19 protein-coding genes and 2 pseudogenes are annotated in these 17263 nt (G+C 61.0%); 6 read left to right on the top strand and 15 right to left on the bottom strand.

The window, feature by feature from the left end:
- Nucleotides 1–39: 39 nt before the first annotated feature.
- Nucleotides 40–1422, bottom strand: a complete 1383-nt coding sequence (locus AAFP32_RS01995) for an NAD-dependent succinate-semialdehyde dehydrogenase (RefSeq protein WP_350270408.1) — start codon at nucleotides 1420–1422, stop codon at nucleotides 40–42.
- A gap of 422 nt (nucleotides 1423–1844) precedes the next feature.
- On the opposite strand from AAFP32_RS01995, the gene AAFP32_RS01990 reads away from it, so the two are divergent.
- On the top strand, nucleotides 1845–2303 hold the full coding sequence (locus tag AAFP32_RS01990; protein ID WP_350270407.1) for a MarR family transcriptional regulator: 459 nt from the start codon (nucleotides 1845–1847) through the stop codon (nucleotides 2301–2303).
- Between the two features lie 247 nt (nucleotides 2304–2550).
- Entirely contained in the window at nucleotides 2551–3210 is a 660-nt protein-coding gene (locus AAFP32_RS01985; RefSeq protein WP_350270406.1) for an oxygenase MpaB family protein, read from the top strand.
- Between the two features lie 184 nt (nucleotides 3211–3394).
- Here AAFP32_RS01985 and AAFP32_RS01980 read toward each other — a convergent pair whose 3' ends face one another.
- From AAFP32_RS01980 to AAFP32_RS01970, 3 genes are all read right to left on the bottom strand, one after another.
- Nucleotides 3395–3862: a response regulator gene (locus tag AAFP32_RS01980; RefSeq protein WP_350270405.1), complete on the bottom strand. Its 468-nt coding sequence runs from the start codon at nucleotides 3860–3862 to the stop codon at nucleotides 3395–3397.
- Nucleotides 3863–4030: 168 nt separating this feature from the next.
- Nucleotides 4031–4441: a hypothetical protein gene (locus AAFP32_RS01975; protein WP_350270404.1), complete on the bottom strand. Its 411-nt coding sequence runs from the start codon at nucleotides 4439–4441 to the stop codon at nucleotides 4031–4033.
- 36 nt (nucleotides 4442–4477) lie between these two features.
- A complete protein-coding gene (locus AAFP32_RS01970; protein WP_350270403.1) occupies nucleotides 4478–4882 on the bottom strand; it encodes a hypothetical protein in 405 nt (134 codons plus the stop codon).
- Nucleotides 4883–5042: 160 nt separating this feature from the next.
- On the opposite strand from AAFP32_RS01970, the pseudogene AAFP32_RS01965 reads away from it, so the two are divergent.
- A pseudogene (locus AAFP32_RS01965) lies at nucleotides 5043–5426 on the top strand (cation:dicarboxylate symporter family transporter); the annotation flags it as partial.
- On the opposite strand, the gene AAFP32_RS01960 reads toward AAFP32_RS01965, so the two are convergent.
- Genes AAFP32_RS01960 through AAFP32_RS01950 form a run of 3 tightly spaced genes read right to left on the bottom strand, consistent with a single transcriptional unit; the run spans nucleotide 5347 to nucleotide 8122 of the window.
- Complete coding sequence (locus AAFP32_RS01960) at nucleotides 5347–6288, bottom strand: hypothetical protein (RefSeq protein ID WP_350270402.1); 942 nt, start codon at nucleotides 6286–6288, stop codon at nucleotides 5347–5349. The pseudogene AAFP32_RS01965 and the gene AAFP32_RS01960 sit on opposite strands and share 80 nt — an antisense overlap.
- 42 nt (nucleotides 6289–6330) lie before the next feature.
- Nucleotides 6331–7419, bottom strand: coding sequence for a hypothetical protein (locus AAFP32_RS01955; RefSeq protein WP_350270401.1), 1089 nt, complete (start codon nucleotides 7417–7419; stop codon nucleotides 6331–6333).
- 40 nt (nucleotides 7420–7459) lie between these two features.
- On the bottom strand, nucleotides 7460–8122 hold the full coding sequence (locus AAFP32_RS01950) for a TetR/AcrR family transcriptional regulator (RefSeq protein WP_350270400.1): 663 nt from the start codon (nucleotides 8120–8122) through the stop codon (nucleotides 7460–7462).
- Nucleotides 8123–8406: 284 nt separating this feature from the next.
- Between AAFP32_RS01950 and AAFP32_RS01945 the strand changes: the two genes are divergently transcribed.
- Entirely contained in the window at nucleotides 8407–8676 is a 270-nt protein-coding gene (locus tag AAFP32_RS01945; protein ID WP_350270399.1) for a general stress protein, read from the top strand.
- A gap of 117 nt (nucleotides 8677–8793) precedes the next feature.
- Nucleotides 8794–8973, top strand: a complete 180-nt coding sequence (locus AAFP32_RS01940) for a hypothetical protein (protein ID WP_350270398.1) — start codon at nucleotides 8794–8796, stop codon at nucleotides 8971–8973.
- Between the two features lie 324 nt (nucleotides 8974–9297).
- On the opposite strand, the gene AAFP32_RS01935 is transcribed toward AAFP32_RS01940, so the two are convergent.
- From AAFP32_RS01935 to AAFP32_RS01910, 6 genes are all read right to left on the bottom strand, one after another.
- A complete protein-coding gene (locus AAFP32_RS01935; RefSeq protein WP_167193787.1) occupies nucleotides 9298–9825 on the bottom strand; it encodes a Dps family protein in 528 nt (175 codons plus the stop codon).
- 449 nt (nucleotides 9826–10274) lie between these two features.
- On the bottom strand, nucleotides 10275–10577 hold the full coding sequence (locus tag AAFP32_RS01930) for a DUF4235 domain-containing protein (protein WP_167193785.1): 303 nt from the start codon (nucleotides 10575–10577) through the stop codon (nucleotides 10275–10277).
- A 31-nt stretch (nucleotides 10578–10608) separates the two neighbouring features.
- A complete protein-coding gene (locus AAFP32_RS01925) occupies nucleotides 10609–11703 on the bottom strand; it encodes a YihY/virulence factor BrkB family protein (protein ID WP_350270397.1) in 1095 nt (364 codons plus the stop codon).
- A gap of 68 nt (nucleotides 11704–11771) precedes the next feature.
- Nucleotides 11772–12212 (bottom strand): DUF3618 domain-containing protein, encoded by a 441-nt coding sequence (locus AAFP32_RS01920; protein ID WP_350270396.1) that lies wholly within the window; start codon nucleotides 12210–12212, stop codon nucleotides 11772–11774.
- Complete coding sequence (locus AAFP32_RS01915; RefSeq protein ID WP_350270395.1) at nucleotides 12196–12615, bottom strand: phage holin family protein; 420 nt, start codon at nucleotides 12613–12615, stop codon at nucleotides 12196–12198. The genes AAFP32_RS01920 and AAFP32_RS01915 overlap by 17 nt, the downstream gene beginning before the upstream one ends.
- Nucleotides 12616–12744: 129 nt before the next feature.
- On the bottom strand, nucleotides 12745–13191 hold the full coding sequence (locus tag AAFP32_RS01910; protein ID WP_350270394.1) for a hypothetical protein: 447 nt from the start codon (nucleotides 13189–13191) through the stop codon (nucleotides 12745–12747).
- 204 nt (nucleotides 13192–13395) lie between these two features.
- Here AAFP32_RS01910 and AAFP32_RS01905 point away from each other — a divergent pair.
- Nucleotides 13396–14677: pseudogene (locus tag AAFP32_RS01905) on the top strand (ISL3 family transposase).
- 553 nt (nucleotides 14678–15230) lie between these two features.
- Here the strand turns inward: AAFP32_RS01905 and AAFP32_RS01900 are convergent.
- Both AAFP32_RS01900 and AAFP32_RS01895 read right to left on the bottom strand, forming a co-directional pair.
- Entirely contained in the window at nucleotides 15231–15563 is a 333-nt protein-coding gene (locus AAFP32_RS01900) for a hypothetical protein (protein ID WP_242780242.1), read from the bottom strand.
- Between the two features lie 221 nt (nucleotides 15564–15784).
- The gene (locus AAFP32_RS01895) at nucleotides 15785–17134 is read right to left on the bottom strand and encodes an NAD(P)/FAD-dependent oxidoreductase (protein ID WP_242780243.1); all 1350 of its coding nucleotides are present in this window, start codon (nucleotides 17132–17134) and stop codon (nucleotides 15785–15787) included.
- Nucleotides 17135–17263: the final 129 nt, after the last annotated feature.

Below are 17263 nucleotides of genomic sequence, written 5' to 3'. Positions count from 1 at the left end.
GCGGGCTCCGGAATCCGGGGCCCGCACCGCACCTGCTATTTACTTCTTGGTTGCCGAGGTTCGACGCAACCGGGTGTTGACGAATTCTCCCATTCCCCAGCGGCCGAGTTCGCGTCCGAATCCGGATCGCTTCACGCCACCGAAGGGCAACCCGGGAAGCGTCGTGCCGTGCTCGTTGACGTAGGCCATTCCGACCTCGAGTCGGTCGGCAATCTGCTGGGCATGCGTGATGTCCGTGCCCCAGACCGAACCGGACAGGCCGAAGCTCACATCGTTGGCGAGTGTGACCGCGTCATCGGTCGAGTCGACGCCGTACACAACCGCAACGGGACCGAAGATCTCCTCGGCGTATGCGTCCATGTCCTTGGTGACACCGCTCAAAACGGCCGGACGCATGAAAGCGCCGTCCCCGGCGATCGCGTCACCTCCGGTATGCAGCGTGGCGCCTTGCTCGACCGCGCGTTGGACTTGTGCCACAACGTTGTCGCGGGCCGTGACCGAGGACAGCGGGCCCACCGTCGTGGACGGGTCGGTGGGATCTCCCACCTGCGCGGCATCGAATTCCCGCACGATCGTGGCGACAAAGTCATCGACGTGATCGGACGGGACGATCATGCGCTTGGGAGAATTGCATGCCTGCCCGGTGTTCGACATTCGGGCTGTCGCAGCGATCTTAGCGGTTGTCTCAATATCGCCGTCATCAAGGACAATCAGTGCATCCGAACCACCGAGCTCCAGGACGGCCTTCTTCAGGTTCTTTCCGGCAGTCTCGGCGACGGACGCCCCGGCACGCTCACTGCCGGTCAGAGAAATACCCTGCACGCGAGGGTCGGCAATCATGTCCGCGATCTGGTCGTTAGTCGCAAACACGTTGATATAGGCGTCCTCAGGGATACCGGCCTCATGAACGATTTCGGCCATGACCTGAGCAGAGGCCGCGCAAATCGAAGCGTGCTTCAAAATGATGGTGTTTCCGGCCATCAGGTTCGGGCCGGCGAACCGAGCCACCTGATAGTAGGGGAAGTTCCACGGCATTACCCCGACGAGGGGGCCAACGGGTGCAGTCTCAACGAGCGATTCGTCAGAGCCTTGCGGATCGAGAACCTCCGGGGCGAGCAGGTCCGGTCCGTGCTCTCCATACCAGCGATAGATTGCCCCGGCCAGGGCGGCCTCGCCTTGGGCTTCAGCCAGCGGTTTGCCCATCTCAGTGGAGATCAACGTCGCGAGCTCGTCCTTCCGTGCGTCATAGGCATCAGCGATGCGTGTCAACAACTTCGCGCGCTCCGCAACCGGTGTTGTCCGCCACGAGGCGAACGCCTCGGTTGATCGGGAGAGGACCTGTGGAACCTCGGCATCGGTCAGTTCAGTGAACTCGCGCTCGATCTGGCCGGTTGCTGGGTTAGCTGTTACGTACGTGGACATGTGTGATGTCCTTTCCGTTGCTGTTATGGGATCTCGTCGTCACGCGGACGACGAGCGGTGTTGGGGTCTCACCGGGAAGCATGCGGCCCGAGGCTGAGCGGGAGGCATGCGGTCCGATGAGCGGAGTCACCCGGTATAGGTGGTGCCTGTACCGATGGGGGCTACTCCCGGTCGGTCGATATGAGATCTGCCGTCATTCCCAGGGCAGGACTCCGAGAAGCTGTGTCGGGCCGTTCGTGCCCTGCTCTGTCGGATATTTGCACGTCGGCGTCGGTGTTTGTGCGATCTTCGCTGCTGGCAGTTGTCGAGTAGATCGGGTCAACCGCGATTCATTATTGGCGGTCCGATGAAACCATCGGGTACGTGACGATTCTATCGTGCACGCTAAGATCGCGCAAGAGAGAACACGATAGACTGTGTCGATGAGATCCACACCCGCCCTTAGCCTCGATCTAGACAGCCAGCTCTGCTTCGCCCTCTACGACGCAAGTCGCGCGGTGACCAGGGCTTACGGCCCCCTGCTGGGCGAGCTCGGCCTCACCTACGCGCAATACATCACGATGCTGGTGCTCTGGGAGGCATCCGGGCCTCTTCACGTCGGCGCGATCGGTGTCCGCCTGCACCTTGACACCAGCACGCTGACCCCACTGCTCAAACGCCTCGAAAGTCTCGGGTTCTTGAGCCGAAGTCGCGACCCTGCCGACGAGCGTCGGGTCCTCATTACGTTGACCACAGCTGGCGCAGAACTCCGCGATCGAGCCACAGCGATCCCGTATCAGATCGCGTCACAGCTGGGCCTTGATCGTGCCGCGGAGGAACGACTTCGAGACACTTTGCGCCACATCACGCATTCTCTCGACTCAGAGCAGTCGTCCGCTTAGGCCCTCACTGCTGATTTGGAGGGCGGCGCCGCACCTGTCTGGCATTCCGTTCGCCGATGGCCGTCTATCCCTGACACACACCTGTTCGAGCCCAGCGATCGCCTCTGTCCTCGCCGGCACGGGTCGGCTGGTCGATGGTGAGCTGCGGCGACTGACCGATACACGAAACTGGACCTAACACATAGTCTTCGCCGATGCTCTGCGCCCCGGCCAGGGAGGCTTCGAGCACACTGGCATGGTGCGAGCAATGCATGCCTTCTCACGCGCTCAGTACTTCAGTCGAGACGGTGGAACCGAGGACTACGGGGTCCCGATCAACGCTGTCGACATGCTGCGCACATGGTTCGACTTCACGTATGTGTCCTATCGCGCGCTGCACAACATGGGCTACGAAGTCGCAGACGAGCAGATCCGCGATGTCTGCTATTTCTGGCGTGTGGTCGGCCGGGTCCTCGGCATCGCCCACGACCTGCTCGAGGGTCTCGACGATCACGAGTCCTCGGAGGAGACTGTGGCGGCACTGGGCATGGTCGCCGGTGAACCCAATAACGACTCACGTGCACTCGTCGATGCCCTTGTCAACGCTGCGGCAGAACAGCTCGCTGTGGTCCTCCAGCTGCCCAAAGAGCCTCTGGCCGAGCGCACGCAGGCACATATCCGCATCATCCATGGCGACGAACTCGCCGATCAGCTGGAGGTCCCTCGCCGTTCCATCCAGGTCGCCGAAATGCTGTCTGTGCCCCTGGCGCGTCAGACCTTCAACTTCCAGCAGATGCTGCCGGCTGAGAGGCAACGGGAGATCGCCGCCGATGAGGCGATGATGGCTCAGCTGCTTCAGATGACCGAAGACGGAGAGTCCGCGCATGAAACGGCCCCGACGGAGGCTGCGACCTCACCGGCGTCCTGAGGCTGAAACAGTCTCACCCCCACCGGTACTCATACTCCGGCCGTCCCGGCGTCCCGTGCCGCGGCTGCTTCAACGCGGTCGCGACCTCCGTCGCCGACACCGGTGCAGACGCGGTGCGCACCTGCGTCGAGATCGCCGCCAACGTCTCTTCGATAAGACCCTTGGGCAAGCGCTCCGAGGACACCTATCGCAGCGCACTCAGCGCGTCATCGACCGAAGACTGCGCCGCCGACGACCCATTGCCGGTGAGGTTGAGCCGAAACGCCCGCTGATTCTCCAGCTTCTCCCGAAACACCGCGAACGTGAACGGCTTGATCAGATACTGCGTCATTCCCGTCGCGATCGCCGAGCGAATGACCTGGAGATGACGCACCGCGGTGATCGCGATGATGTCAGTGCCATGCCCGCGCCCGTTCAGGCGTTTAGCCACATCGAGTCCGTGGGAATCCGTGAGATTTATTACCAGCAAAACGATGTCAACGGGAGTTCCCGCGGCGACCAGCAGGTCGTAGCGCTCGAGCGCATCGTGCCCACTCGGTGCCACCGCCGCGACGGCGAATCCCGACACTCGCCGGACGAATTCCGCGTGTGCCTCAGCCGTCATGGGGTCATCCTCGACGATGAGAACCCGCAGCTCGCGCTCACGTCCCATCGTTGCCTCTTTCATTGTCCACACGCCGATCCGAGGTCAGGGGCAGTGTCACCGTGAAGATCGCCCCACCATCGCAATCAACGTCCAATTCCCCGCCGATGCGCGCCCCCGCCTGCCGCACCAGCAGGAGCCCGAACCCACGCCCGACCCAAGTACAGCACTGCCTCTTTAACCGTTGCGCCGAGGCGGAAGATCGCATCCCGGTCCGTCTCGTCCACACCCGGTCCGGAATCTGCGATCGAAATGATGAGCTCCCCATCGGCTGCCGCGAAGTCCGCCTACACATGACGCGGCCGCGGACTCCGCGGCCGCGACGAAGGCATTGTCGAGCAGGTTCCCGGCCACCGTGACCAGATCTCGAGCATCGAGACTGCCCGGCGGAAGCTCGCCCGTCGCCGACAGCGTCAGTTCGATCCCTCGCTCGTGCGCCTGGGCGACCTTGCCGATCATCAGCGCCGTGATGAATGGTTCGTCGAGGGAATCTACGAAGGAGTCGGTCAGCCGCTGCGACTCCTGCTCGTCGCGAACCGCGAAGTCGAGCGCTTCGCTCGAGCGCCCCAACTCGATGAGGGTGGCCACCGTGTGCAGCCGGTTCGCATGCTCGTGCGTCTGGGCTCACAGCGCATCGGAGAGCGTGCTCATCGTCTCAAGCTCCCCGGTCAGCTCCTGAATGTCCGTGCGATCGCGAAGCGTCACCATCGCCGTGACCTCATCGGATGAGTCGGTGATGGGCACCATCGCTCGCACATACTCTCCCAGGGTTCCCGCGTAGGTCTCGATGTGACTGTGGCCGGCGAGTGCGCGGTCGATGCTGCCGATGTACGGCTTACCCAACTGCTGGGGGTCCGGGTGGGTGTAGCGGGTGCGATCGCGGTCCATGATCGTCACGAAGTCGACGTCGGTGGTGGAGGTGACTGTCAGCGCATACGGTTGCAGCTTCGCAGAGGCAGCAGAAGCTTCCGAGGCCTCGACGGACTCGACAACGAAGGGGTCGTGGGCCAGTGTTTCGGCGATGGACAAAACACGCTGCGAGGTGGCGGCCCGGGTGAAGCCCAGCGTCGAAACGTGGCTGGTGATGGACAATGCGGTGCAGACGACGGTGATGAGCGCGAGCTGTGCGAAGAAGAGCCTGCGCGCGAGAGGTCCGCTGCGACGCCGGCCTCGGGCGCGACCACGCGCCACCGGGTATTCGTTCAACCTCGACGGCACCGCGATCTACCTGACCATGGCCTCGCTGTTCGTCTCCACCGCGATGGGCATGCCGATGAGTCTGGGCGAGCAGATCTCGCTGCTGGTGTTCATGATCATCGCATCCAAGGGTGCCGCCGGTGTCTCCGGTGCGGGTCTGGCAACTCTGGCCGCTGGTCTGCAGTCGCACCGCCCGGAGCTGCTCGATGGCATGGGTGTCATCGTCGGCATCGACAAGTTCATGTCCGAGTGCCGTGCGCTGACGAACTTCACCGGCAACGCCGTCGCCACCCTGCTCATCGGCAAGTGGACGAACGAGATCGACCTCGACGTCGCCCGCGCCCGTGCTGGATCCTGCGAACTCCTGAGCAGATGATATTGCGCACCGTCAGGGCCAGAGTCCAGGCACGTGCGCGGGAATACTCGTCACACCCGTCGGCTGCGGCCGCTGCCTGCGCGAGGACGCTGCGAATCGAGAAGATCTCAGCCTCGAGCTGACCGATGAGCATCTGACCGACTGAGGATGGGTTGGAGCGCTTGCTGTGCCGTCGCACGGCGTTTCTTGCCAGTCCCACGGCTGCGCCGAACCAGCACGCTGCCACTCGGATGCCTCCCCATGCGAATGCAGTTCGCTCCAGATACCAGTTCGGCGATCCGAGGACGGCGACGGGTGCTTTCGTGAACGCGACACTTCCGCTCGGGATCTCTTGCAGCCCTACGCTCGGCCAGGCAGTCGGCTGGACCTGCACTCGGGGGTCCCTGAGGTCCACGGTACAGGCGTACGATCCCCCGTCGCTGCCGGCGATGACGATCGCGTGCGTGAGCTCGGCGGCCAAGGAACACCAAGCTTTCTCCCCATCGATTACGGTCTGTTCGCCATCTGTACACACGGTGAGGACGTGAGCTGGAGACTCGGCGGCGTAGACGCCCCAGGTCGAGCCATCAGGTGCGTCGTGTCCGGCTTCGGCAAGGATGCCCAGCGCATCCACATGGGGTTCGAGCATCCGAGCGACAGCGACATCGATGGCCGCCACCTCGATCAGCGACTCCCACTGCCGCATGCGAGACGAGGTCCTGGTGAGTTCGAGACATCGACCTATGGCGAGAACCTTGTTAGCGGTCTGCGCAGTGCTGGTGACCAGCTTCCTGAGATCATCCTGGCAGGAAGGTTCGTTGCGCCAGGAGGCCAGAGGCATTGAAATCATCCCGGTGACATCTAAACGATGCTGCGTGTTCATGTCATTTCTTTCTGGAGTCGCTGGACGTGTCCTCATCAGCCATCAGGAGTTCTGGCTGACATCATCGGTGTCCGGGTCGTTGTCGGTGTATACCCGCTGTCGCATCCGCTGTCCGTGAGTCAGTCGCTTCACATCTAGGTCTGAGTCGAAGCTCGCACCGATACCGCCGGCGACGACGCCCATCGCTGCACTCAACCAGGCGAGATCGAGATAGTTCGCCACCGTCGCCTCCTGCCGGATCTGGGCCGTCATGAACTCGGGATCGATGACGATGAGCCCACCCAGCAGAATGAGGCCCACCAGTCCAGCGTAGAGCGCGAACACCGTGATCAGCAGCGTCAGGACGGTGGAGAGGTTGTAGTACATCACTACCGTGGCCAGGCTATCGCTGCGTGGCTCGTCCCAGAGTTTGTGGTTGACGATCAGCCAGGAGACCATGACCAGAATGGCTGTTGCACCGATCGACAGCAGCCGCGCGGTGGACAGATAGGTCGACATCTGCCAGATCGAGCTGTAGAAGATGCCGAAAGCTCCTGTAGCCGACGCCGCCGCGAGCGCTCCGGAGAGCTTCGGGACGGTGCGCCACGGGTCGTTGGCCATCGTCATTCCCAGCACCAGACGTGGGCCTCCAGTGAAGGTGTGGGCGTGCAGCGATTGGTGCTGCGTGTCTTCGTTCCTCGACCAGTTCGACCAGCGCAGCAGGAATCGTCGGGTCGCCTCTTCGGGATCCCACGGCACCAACTTGTTGACCGAACTCATCAGCACTTTGATGATGCGGCGCTTGGTCGACCATGCGCCAAGAGTGGGACAGGACACGATCGCTAAGTTGCTGTCGGAATGGACCTCGGCGATCAGCGGGTCGCCCTGAGTATGGCGCGGGATCTCGGTGAGGATCAGAACGATGTTGACGTCCGGGTAGTCGGCCCGAAGGTCCTCGACAGCGCTGAGGTCGAGTTCGCTTTCCGGTGTCAAGCGGATGGTGTCAGTCGCCGTGTACAGGGTCGTTGTGACCCCATACGCGTCTTGCAGAAGCCTTTCGAGCCGTTGATGAATAGCCGTGGCTCGGCGGCTGGGCAGGCCCGGGTCGGCCACGAGAAGGACCTGGAGGGCCTCTGAAGAGGTGTCGAGCATATTGATCCTTCTCAGCTCAGTGAGCTGTCTGAGTGTATGGCTAATTGGTTGGTGAGAGGCGGATGCGTTCTATGAGTTCGTCGAGGGCATCGTCGAACTGGCGTTGGCGATGATCTTCGCTGAGCAGGTCACTCAGCTCGTTCACGGTGGGATACTCCGATAAGTCGGAGTCGTCATCGGACCTCTCGTGATCGTCTTCGTCGGTGATGGCGAAATTCGTGGAATGGACTTGCAGGAGCAGATCCCCGATGAGGAAGCTGGTGAACGATTTGTAGGCACCGACCGCGGCCGCATCGGAGAACTCGAATTGCTGCAGCGTGGAAAGGAACTCTTCGACCCAGCGCAGGCTGCGCAACGGAGGGCGCAGCCACGGAGCTTGGGACGGTTGAGTAGCAATCAGAGGAAAGATCCCGGGATGATCGAGCGCCAGTTCTTTCGTCGTATTTGCCACCCGCTGGAGATAGTCCTCCCACGACGACGGCGTCTGCCTCATCAGCCGGTTATCGAACAGACTGTCGATGAGAGCTTCGACCATCGCTTCGAGAAGGTCTTCGCGTCCGGAAACATGCCTATACAACGCCATGGCTTCGACCCCGAGGGACTGCCCGAGACGTCGCATTGTCAGCGCATCGAGTCCGTGTACGTCGACGAATGTGATCGCCGCTCGCACGATGTCGTTTCTGGTCAGACGGTTCTGGGCCATGGGATCCTCCCTGCCCGGATTGACGAAGGTTGAACCTGCTCGCTCATCTTGCGTGTCACACAGGCGAACACATCCTCTCAATTCCCTGACGCGATTAGTGTGTAAACATTTTTGGGTTGCGCCCTCTAGGCCACATCGACTCCGCCACCAGGAGAACCCCCTTGAAAGTTCGGCTTCGGCCCCTCGGTCAGACGCATGGCTTCTGTTAGCGTGATTACGTCGTAAACATGAAAGGAGTCGACATAAAACCCGCAGTCAAAGAATTCCAGGACGATACCGAGCTGATGGGTGAAGTGAACCGCCAGGCGGCAGCGGGCATCGCCAAAGATGACCTCTTCGTCATCTCACATGACGATGACCGCACCGACCGCGTCGCAGGCAGTGTCAATGCCAACGAACCCGACGATCTCAGCAATCTCGTAGGCACGCGGTATGACAAGAAGGGCGACGAGCTGCGCGCGATCTTCGAGGAGTTCGGCTTCACGTCGAACGAGTCCGACGACCTCGAAGAGAAGCTCGACCACGGCAAGATCCTGCTGCTGATCAACAGCTGACGCACAGGCAGCCGAACACTTCTCAGACAGGATCTCCCTCACCCTGACGACAGGCGCTCAATCGCCGTGGAACCCACCGACTTGGCGAGTCGTGATGTACGGCGGAGACTCGTAGACATGCACGCCCGAATGCTGGACGTCACTGATGCGATGACTCCCCACGAGCGAGGTGTCGTCACTCGGTTTCTGCGTGACCTCAATCATGCGATGAACAAGCGCCCGGAGGATGCCGGCTCATCAACGACGAGCTTCACCGAGATACGCCAGCCGGGGCACGCCTCAGCCGAGACCAGCTGAAGCGCAGCACAGCTTTGAATGCTCGGGCGACCAAAGCCCGTACTCGTCAGCGCGATCATCGCGTTGCTGCTGAACTAGCTCACCGAGCGTTCTGCGGTGAAGACAGGCGTCGGCGTCATTTGCCTTAGAACTTTCTCGGCGCCGGGCGGCGCCTGTCAATGATCGCGTGGAGAAAGGCAATGTATGAGACCGCTCAGCAGCCGGTCACGGCAGGATCTGGTTATTGTCTTTCGGGGAGGAACGTGAGTGCGCCGCTGGTGAGTCGACGATCGACTCGCCAGCGGCGCATAGTCAGCCTGAAGAGCGGACCTCAGGCCCTACCTGTCAGTTCTCGGGACGTCGATTCTCGGCGCTGAGGAACCAGGCCTGCTGCTCGAGACGCGCGATGAAGTCATGGAAGATGTCGGCGGTGGTCGCATCCGCCTCATCAACTTCATCATGCACTTGCCGCATCGTGGCCACGGTAGTCTCGACCGCTCGGACAGCGAGATCAACCACGTCGCCGGTCAGCACTTCACCTGCCGGGAACTCCGGCAATGCAGTCTGCTCAGCGACCACAGCGGGACGTCCATCAGCGGTGGCGTGGAGTGCGCGCATACGTTCGGCGATTGTGTCGGCACCCTCTCGGGCGATATCGACTACCTCGTCGAGGTTGAGATGAAGGTCCCGGAAGTTTGGGCCCACAACATTCCAGTGCGCCTGTTTGCCGACGAGCTGGAGGGCGATGAAGTCAACGAGAACTGTCTGCATGTTCTTCGCCAACGCCGGCGACGCTGCGAAACCGCGCTCCGCGTTCTCAGTCCGTGTCGTCTCGCTCCCAGCCGGTTGCGGAACTTTCACTGTCTCAGTCATATCTGTTCCTTCCTGATTCTCACGGTCAGTCACGTGGCTCATTTTTCTGAGGCGTGAAGTCTGTTCGTATTACCCCGTCTTGGAAACGACAAAGAATCGTCGCGTCGATCATCGAGGCAGGCGCACTGATCAACAACGCAGACTCCCTGGTGAACAACATATCGACGTTCACATTCTAAGCGGGCCATCTGGCCGATATTCCAGGTCGCTGGAACGGCATTGCATGCCTACACATCGGGAATCCTGGCAAGAATGCTCTCGAACTCATTCGCCTTTGCGTAACCACGGTCTCGCAACTCAGCCAATGCGTCGAATCTCTCGAAACCGGCTCGTCGTCAATGACTTCCACGGTTTCACCATTGCCGTCGAAGGCTGCGTCGTTCATTCTTACACTGGCACCCACATTGGACGCGGTCGTGTCAGAAACTTCAGGACCGTGTGTGAAGTACTCAGTCACCCGGCCATTCGCCGATGAACTTTGTGAACACGTTTGCCATGCCCCGATCGACCAATGCTTTCACCAGAGCGAAGAGCGCACCCTGCAAAGCGGCTGCCACCAAGATCTCACGTAGCCTGTGCTCAGACTCCAAGGCACCGGGAGCATCGGCGTTGTCACCAGGAGTGGCACGCTTCCAGATCTGTTTGAACACCACCCCAGCCACGGCACCACCAGCGACGCTTCCGATCAGCCCGAACGGACGATACAACAGTTTAGCCGCGGTATTGCCGGTTGTGTCATCGGTCTTGACCATGTCTCACTCTCCTACGAGTCATCATTTCCTGTTAATCGTTGCGAGTCGGCTGGGCGCTTTCGCCTCGGGTTTTCCTCAGGGCCCGTGCTCTCCGAGCATCTTTGGCGTTCTTCCGCTCTGCCTTATCCAGTGTCGTCGTCTCACGCGGAGGCAGTTGAATATCCTCTTCGGCCCGTATACCGCCCTGAAGCTGACGCCCGCGTTCGATTTCAGCATTGAGCTCAGCCCCCAGCAGCAAGGCAATGTTCGTGATCCACAGCCAGAGCAAGAAGATGATGACCCCTGCCAGGGACCCATACGTCTTCGCGTAATTCGAAAAGTTCGCGATGTAGAACGCAAAAGCCGCCGAGGCCAGCACCCACACGACAATCGCGAAGACCGATCCGAGACTGATCCACTTGACCTTCGGCTGTCGAACATTCGGTGTCGCATGATAGAGCAAAGCGACCAAAGCGATCACGATGATGAGCAGAACGGGCCATTTCGCGATCTGCCACACCAGCAGAGCACCCGAGCCGAACCCGATCGCACCACCAACCGCCTGTGCCACCGGCCCCGAGACCACGAGGATCAACGCTGCGATGACAACCAGAATCACAGCCACCAGGGTGACAAGAAGCATGAGAGGGCGAAGCTTCCAGATCGGGCGACCTTCGCCTTTCTCATAGATGCGATTCATCGCCTTGCCGAAGGCAACTACATATCCAGATGCCGACCACAGAGCCACGAGAAGACCAATGACGAATGCCCATCCCGCCGACGAGTTCTGTGCCAACTGCATCAGAGTCGGCCTCAGCGTATCCGCGATGGATGTTCCGCCAAGATCGGTGATGATGCCGGTGACCGTCTCAACCGTCTGCTGACTTTGGCCCACCAGACCCAGGATCGACAGAATCGCCAGAAGAGCCGGAAACAATGCGAGAACCAGATAGTAGGTCAGACCAGCAGCTAACTGCAGGCAGTCATCGCCGAGGAATTCCCGCAGTGTCTTGCCCGCCACGTACTTCCACGTCGGTCCGGTCAGCTTCTGTGGAGTATCAGGTTTGGTCGGATGCTCAGCTGCGACACCGTGCCTCGAATCCTTCGCCTCGTCATAGGATACCGGACCAGTATCATCAGCATCCACACGCTCATCGCGGCTCGATTGCCGGTCAGAGCGTATCGGAGGCCCGGATGCTGACCGTCTTCTGCCGGTCATCGCCGCCACCCCACCGCAACAATGACAGCAGTCAGGGCCAGGCCCGAGGCGATCATCAACGGCGCAAGACTGGCCCAGTCAGGTCGAGACCTCAATGCCAGATGGGTCTCTGCCGTTGTGTCCGGTCCGGCTCCGGCAGCCGCGGAGGTGGTCTCATCGTCGTAGGAGAACACAGACTTCACTGCACCGGTGGCTGCTGAGAGCTTCTCAGTCACCTTGTGACCCGCCTCGTCGAGAGTATGGGTCGCGTTGTCTTTGATCTCCTCGATCGTGCGCTCGGCCCCGGCTCTGACGTCGAATTTCTCGACGAGCTGGGCCAGTGTCTGGCCAAGCTGCTCACGGGTACGGGCAATGTCAGCCTCGACCTCGGCTTGGGAGGCGTCCGGACCCGGTCTATCCGACGACGAGGCGGGACCCGCATCAATGGTGTCCGCCATCACGGGCTCCTTTCTTCACTGTGTCCACAGAGCGCTTCGTACCCTCGATTGCGCGCTCGGGCACGGGCGTAGTCGCAGTGACTCTAGTCTTCCCGACCAGTACGGCAATCCCTGCGACAGCGAGCAGAAAAACGGTGACAATCAGACCCGCTAACCATGCCGGCATGACGAGAGCGAGGGCGATGATGCCGGTCGCGATTCCCGCACCGAGACCAAATAGGGCGATAATGCCGCCCGCACCGAGCAGGCCCGCACCAACGCCGGCCTGTTTGGCTTTCGCGCTCATCTCGATCTGCGCGAGCTGAATTTCATCACGGACCAGGCGTGTAGCCTGCTCTGACAATTGCGAGACGAGCTCACCAGTCGAGACGGCGCTCGTTGAACTAGGGACATAGTCAGACATCAGGCACCTGCTTTCGAAGGCGAGGGCGGACTGGACCCTCTGTTTCTGAGATAAGAGAATCGGCACACACGCTGACCCAGAGGCCGTTCAATACGATGAGCTGCGGAGGCTGATCGTTGTCGAAGTCTGCTAGGCGTCCGACTCGTGGCGAGGTGCCTGTGTCGGCGCAGCCTCAGGCGAGGTCTCCGCGCTGGTGTCAGTGGGTGAGCTCCCACTGGAATCGTTGCTATGTCGAGCGGCAGCATTTGACGCGGCCTCCCCCACGGACTTGGCTGCGCCTTGCGCGAAGTCGCCGGCCTTGTCGAGAGTATCGGCTAAACCGGCTTGTCCACGCGAACGAGCCTCATCCGCGGCTCCGGCTCCGAACTGCTTCGCTTTCGCGCCCGCCTGTCCGGCGATGTCAGGTGCACGGTCTTTGACCGAGCCAGTCACAGCACCGATGAACCGCTGGAGCTGAGGACTGTTCCACATCTCGCGGGTCCTGGCAACGAGGGCGTTGTACTGTTTTCGGCCCGCTCGAGAACCGAGCACGAACCCGACCCCGATGCCAGTCGCTAGGATTAGCTTCTTCTTCATGAAAATCGATCCCCTCACCTTTGTGCGAAGTCATCGTCGTGGGTAATCACCCATTTCAATGCGGTGTAGATTACAGTATAAACACGTTTGGGGGCTCTTCATAAATAGGGCGGTGCTCAAGAGCTGAGGCAACCTCGAACGACAACGGGACCCTGGGTGCAATGATGTAGGTGTTCAAGACTCCATCACGACCCAAGGTCCCTGATGCACAACTTTACCCCGCCCTGCCTCGACACCACACTCCGCCTGGATGAGCTCGGGCTCACCGCGATCGGCCAACACCACACAGGTAGGCACTTGACCGTGTTGTGCCTGATCACCGACGGCAACGCCGACTGCCCTGAATGCCAGCGGCCGGGACGAGTCCGATCCACACGGATTCGCCGGCTCGTCCATCCCCCCGATCGGGCTTACAGCCGTGACCCTGGCCATCCGCATCCGCACGTACGCGTGCCCCAGTTGCGATCGCCGGTGGTCGCAGTCACCGGCGAAGGCGTGTGTGGGCCGCTCGAAGCTTTCTCGGCCTGCACGTCTTTGGGCTTTGAAATCCGTCGTGATCGACAAGATGAGCATCCACGCCATCGCGAAGAACCTTGCGACGTCGTGGAACACAGTCTGCTCGGCAGTGCTTGATCTCGGCCGGACGTTGCTGCTTGCCGATGCGACCAGGCTTGATGGGGTCACCACGATCGGAGTCGATGAACATTGCTGGTCCCATCGCGGTCTCGACCGGTGGGTCACCGTCATCGTTGACCTCGCCAACAGGCCAGCAGGGTTGATCGACATCGTTCCCGGCCGTTCGGCCGACGTGTTCTCTGATTGGCTCAACAATCAGCCCGATGATTTCCGGACCGGGATCGCCCACGTCGCTATGGATGCCTTCGCCGGGTACAAGAAAGCCGCGACCGAAGTAGTCCCCGACGCGGTCACGGTCATGGATCCGTTCCATGTTGTTGCTCTCGTTGGAACGAAGCTCGGCGAGACAAGGAGACGACTCCAGACCGAGCTCCATGGTCGTCGGGGCCGGGCTGGAGATGACTTGTACGGGATTCGGAAAGCGATCCGTACCCGAGTTGGGCTGCTATCTGAGAAGCAGAAACACCGACTCAACACGGTCTTCGCAGCCGATAATCATGCGGCTTTGGTGGTGTGTTGGCAGTTCTACCAAGACACGATCAAGGCCTATGCCGCCGCCCCGAAGAAAGGCAAAACGATCATGGCCGGGCTCATCGACAAGCTGGCCGACACGATCCCGGACGAGTTGAAGGAGTTGCGGAGTCTACGAACGACGTTTCAACGCCGTCGTAGCGATGTTCTGGCGTATTTCGACCACCCGGGAACGTCGAACGGGCCCACGGAAGCGATCAACGGCAGGCTGGAGCATCTGCGTGGGATCGCGTTGGGATTCCGTAACCGGGGCAACTATCTCATCCGGTCACTCCTCCATGCCGGAGGAATGGGCAGGCTCCTACAGCCCTATTTATGAAGAGCCCGTTTGGGGCGCGGATGGCAATGTCGTCAGTGCGCGTCATGGCTGGGCCACTTTCATCCCAATGCCCACGCGTAGTCCGGTACTCGGCAATTATCTGCTCTTTAGGCAGTACCTTCTTCTCGGCTGCTGGCAGAGCCTCATAGGTATAGGTGGCCACAGACATAGAAAAATCTGATCGTGTCAAGGCGTAGCGGACACTGTGGTCGTTGGAACGCGAATCGCTCCGGCCTCCTTGTTTCAAGTTTTCAGCTCAGCCACCCGCGCAGCACACGCCGTAGAGCGGAGTATGTGGCCGATCTGGCTCTCCCCAGAGACGTCCTTGGCGGCGCGGCGTCAAGAGAAGGCAGCCGTTCGTTGCAGATTCGACCGCGAATCGCCGCCTGGCCGGCCCCGTCCCATCACCGACAGTCAGATCCGCAACGCGATTCGACTCATCGACAGTGGTGAAACTGCTGCACAAGCAGCCCGGGGCCTCGGAATGTCCACAGCTGCGCTTTGTCGAAGAGTCCGCCTACTCAGCGACTAGCGCTATCATCGCGCCCGGGACTCAGCCCAGCCCGGAGGCGATGTAGTCGTCAAGCTTGCCCGCGTCCCGGGCCGCTGCGACAGCCAGCGCCTCGTTGGGGTCTTCGAGATGGATCACCAAAGCCGCGTCATCGTAGGCTCGACCCGCGCAGATCATTTCGCCATCGTTCTCACCACCGTCGATGATCCAGACTTTCAGATCCTGCTCTTCCAGCGCATCCCAGACATCCGCTGCTTGCTTCTCATAAGCGGGAGAGAAGCGCTCGAAGACCTTCTCGACCTCGTCACCGGTGGGAGCCTGTGCCCGCCCAGGTCGGGGAAAGTCTGGTCGCGTCGTTATCTTTTCAGTGCTCATAATCACAATCTAGCACTCCCCCGATTCGGCGAGTGCCCACCAAGCCCGACCACGTCGATGAGAGCGGCATCTTTCAGTGCGCACAATTGAGCGTGTCATCTTCGCCCAGAGCGTTGCCTGACCTAGAACGCCTCGGCCGCCGGGAGATCGCGGAACTTAAGGACCACGCAGGACACCGGGCGCACCGTACAGTGCGCCCGGTGAACCACCTCAACTGGTTCTCAGACTGCGGATGGATGTTCTGTTCGGGCATACCTGGCGATCTCGTAAGCCTCTGGTCGATAGACCACGGCGTGAGGCCGACTCGTCGTCAGATAGTCACGAGCCCAGGACAGCACCGCCCCGGCACGTTGTTGCCAGCCTGAGAGGAGAACTGCGTGGACTGCCAGCCAGCCAAGGAATGCCGGCATCCCTTGCACTTGGTATCGGCGCGGAGTCAGCTCGGCCACTGACTGCCCTCGACCGATCATGGCCATATACCCCATATCGACGAACTTGAATTCGCGGCGGGGCCGTCCAGTCAGGTCGGCTCGAATATTGTCTGCCGCCCATCGGCCCGACTGTTTGGCCACCGATCCCAGCTGCGGCAGCTTCCGATCCTTGGCATCGACGATATTGGCGGCATCACCAAGGACATAGACTCCCTGGCAGTCCGGTGCCGTCAGGTCTTTGGCCACATCGACCCGTCCTCCACGACCGGTCGTGAGTCCGGCAGGCTCCAGTAGGTGTGAGGCTTTCAATCCGGCGGCCCAGATGACGATCTCCGCATCGATCTTCGTCCCATCGGCAAGGGAGATATCTGTATCGGAGACTTCCGAGACCGCACTGCCCAAATGCACCTTGACGCCGAGTTTCTCCAACCGGTCCCTGGTGTATTGCTGCGATGCCTGCGAGAAGGGCGGCAGCACAGTGTCGACCATGTCCACCAGGTGGACCGCGCACGACGACGCGAAATCGTGCGAATAGTACTTGCCGACTACGTCCCTGATGTTTTCGGCGATCGCCCCGGCGGTTTCGACACCATTGGGCCCGGCGCCGACCACGGCAACCGCGAACTTCCTGTTGGCGGAGTGATCTTGGTTCGCGGATGCTCGCTCCACAGCTCCGAGCAGTGCTGATGACAATCGGGCGGCGTCGTCGACCGAATACAGGGGGTAGGCGTGATCTTCCGCTCCGGGAGTATCGAAGAAGTTCGGCTCCGCACCCGAGGCGATCACTAAGATCTCCGCTCGGTAGCGCACACCGTCTGCGGTGGTGACCGTTTTCCTCGCTGCATCGATCGCAGCTACTTGCGCAGTGCGAATTGTGACATGCCTGCTCTCCCTGTGGAGGATGGAGCGCAGTGGGCGAGCCACCGTCGACAGGGCGATCTGGGCGGTTGCCACTTGGTACAACAGGGGCTGGAACTGGTGATAGTTGTTCTGATCGAGCAAGAGCACGTCGACTCCGCCCCTCCCGAGGCGTTTGGCTGCTTCGAGGCCAGCGAAGCCGGCGCCGACGATCACGACTTCGTAGGTTCGTGCCACAGATTCCTCGCCCGCCGCCCGCGGTTCGGCAATAGTTTCGTTCATGCTGTCTGTCCTCCTAAGACATGCTGTCGAGCAACCGTGTCGCAGACGCAGTCGCTGAACTGGTGCCGTCCTGCTTTCTGCGAGCAGATCGCGCCCACAACCGGCGGATGATGGTCGGACTCTTGGACC

The organism is Brevibacterium sp. CBA3109, assembly GCF_040256645.1.
GTDB classification, from domain to species: Bacteria; Actinomycetota; Actinomycetes; order Actinomycetales; family Brevibacteriaceae; genus Brevibacterium; species Brevibacterium koreense.
This window is presented reverse-complemented; position numbering and strand designations above follow the sequence as displayed.